1 protein-coding gene is annotated in these 1,897 nt (G+C 69.9%); it reads left to right on the forward strand.

The window, feature by feature from the left end; all coding sequences use genetic code 11:
* Positions 1-13: 13 nt before the first annotated feature.
* Positions 14-1,897: amino acid adenylation domain-containing protein (locus tag AC3XYG_RS40430; RefSeq protein ID WP_489145569.1), on the forward strand; the 1,884-nt coding region annotated here is incomplete at its 3' end.

A 1,897-nucleotide genomic window follows, 5' to 3' on the forward strand; every position in this document is an offset into this window, starting at 1 on the left:
TCGTCTGATCGGGCTGGGGGCAGGGCCTGAGACGCTGGTCGGGCTGTGCCTGGAGCGTTCGGTGGCGATGGTGGTGGGGCTGCTGGCGATCCTGAAGACGGGCGCCGCGTACCTGCCGCTCGACCCGGACTACCCCGAGGAGCGGCTCGGCTTCATGCTCGAGGATGCCGCGCCCCGGCTTGTCCTCACCGCTGGTGCCGCCGGCCGCGCCCTGCCCGGGACCGCGCCGCGGCTGCTGTTGGACAATCCGGACGTCCAGGCCGAGCTCGACCTTAGCCCGGACACCAACCCTGGCGATGCCGGCCGCAGCCAGGCGCTCCGCCAAGAGCATCCCGCCTACGTCATCTACACCTCCGGCTCCACCGGCAGGCCCAAGGGCGCCGTGGTCTCCCAGGCCGCCATCGTCAATCGCCTGCTGTGGATGCAGGGGGAGTACCAGCTCGACGGCTCCGACCGCGTCCTGCAGAAGACGCCGTCCGGCTTCGACGTCTCGGTCTGGGAGTTCTTCTGGCCGCTGATCACCGGCGCCGCCCTGGTCCTCGCGAGGCCCGAGGGGCAAAAGGACCCGGCCTATCTCGTCGAGGCGATCAACCGCTACGGAATCACGACCCTGCACTTCGTGCCCTCGATGCTGCAGAGCTTCGTGCTGGAACCTTCCGCCCGGTCCTGTCAGGGCCTCAGGCGCGTCGTCTGCAGTGGCGAGGCCTTGCCGACCGAGCTGCAGGCGCAGTTCTTTGCCGTCCTGGACGTGCCGCTGCACAATCTCTACGGCCCGACGGAAGCGGCCGTCGATGTCACCTATTGGGCTTGCCGGGCCGAGCCGGACAGCGGACCGGTCCCGATCGGCCGCCCGATCTGGAACACGCAGATGTACGTGCTGGACGGGAGCCTGCGTCCGGCGCCGATGGGTGTGGCGGGAGAGCTGTACATTGCCGGGGCGGGGCTGGCCCGAGGCTACCTCAACCGGCGGGGCCTGACCGCCGAGCGCTTCGTCGCCTGTCCCTTCGGACCCTCCGGCTCTCGCATGTACCGGACCGGCGACCTCGCGCGCTGGCGGTCGGACGGGGTGCTGGACTTCCTCGGCCGCGCCGACGAGCAGGTGAAGATCCGTGGCTTCCGCATCGAGCCCGGCGAGATCGCCGCCGCCCTCTGCGACGATCCCATCGTCGCCCAGGCTGCCGTCATCGCCCGCGAGGATAAGCCGGGGCACAAGCAGCTGGTGGGGTACGTCGTCCCCGCCCCTGGGGCCACGGTCGACCCGGCCGCACTCCGCCGGCATGTGGGGCTGCGTCTGCCGGAGCACATGGTGCCGGCGGCGGTGGTGGTGCTGGAGGCGCTGCCGTTGACCTCGAACGGGAAGCTCGACCGCCGGGCGTTGCCCGCTCCGGCGGGGCGTTCGGAGAACGCGGACTATGTGGCGCCACGCACGCCGGCGGAGCAGATCGTGGCTTCGGTCTGGTCGCAGGTGTTGCAGCTCGATCACGTCGGCATCCACGACAATTTCTTCGCGCTCGGCGGCCATTCCCTGCTGGCGATACAGGTCGCCTCCAGCCTGCGGCAGGCCGGACTGCAGACCGACGTTCGCACGATCTTCGAGACGTCCACGCTGGCCGCCCTGGCCGCCGCGATCAGGGATGCCAACGACAATGGCATCGAGGTGCCTGCGAACCGCATCCCGCCGGGGTGCGACGCGATCACGCCGGACATGCTGCCGCTCGTGCAGTTGAGCCCGCAGGAGGTGAGGCGAATCGTCGAGCGGGTCTCTGGTGGGGCGGCGAATGTGCAGGACATCTACCCGCTGACGCCGCTGCAGGAGGGCATGCTGTTCCACCACCTGATGGGCGGGGCAGGCGATCCTTACCTGTTGCATGTGACACTGCGCCTCGATGGCCGGCAG

The organism is Inquilinus sp., assembly GCF_057815775.1.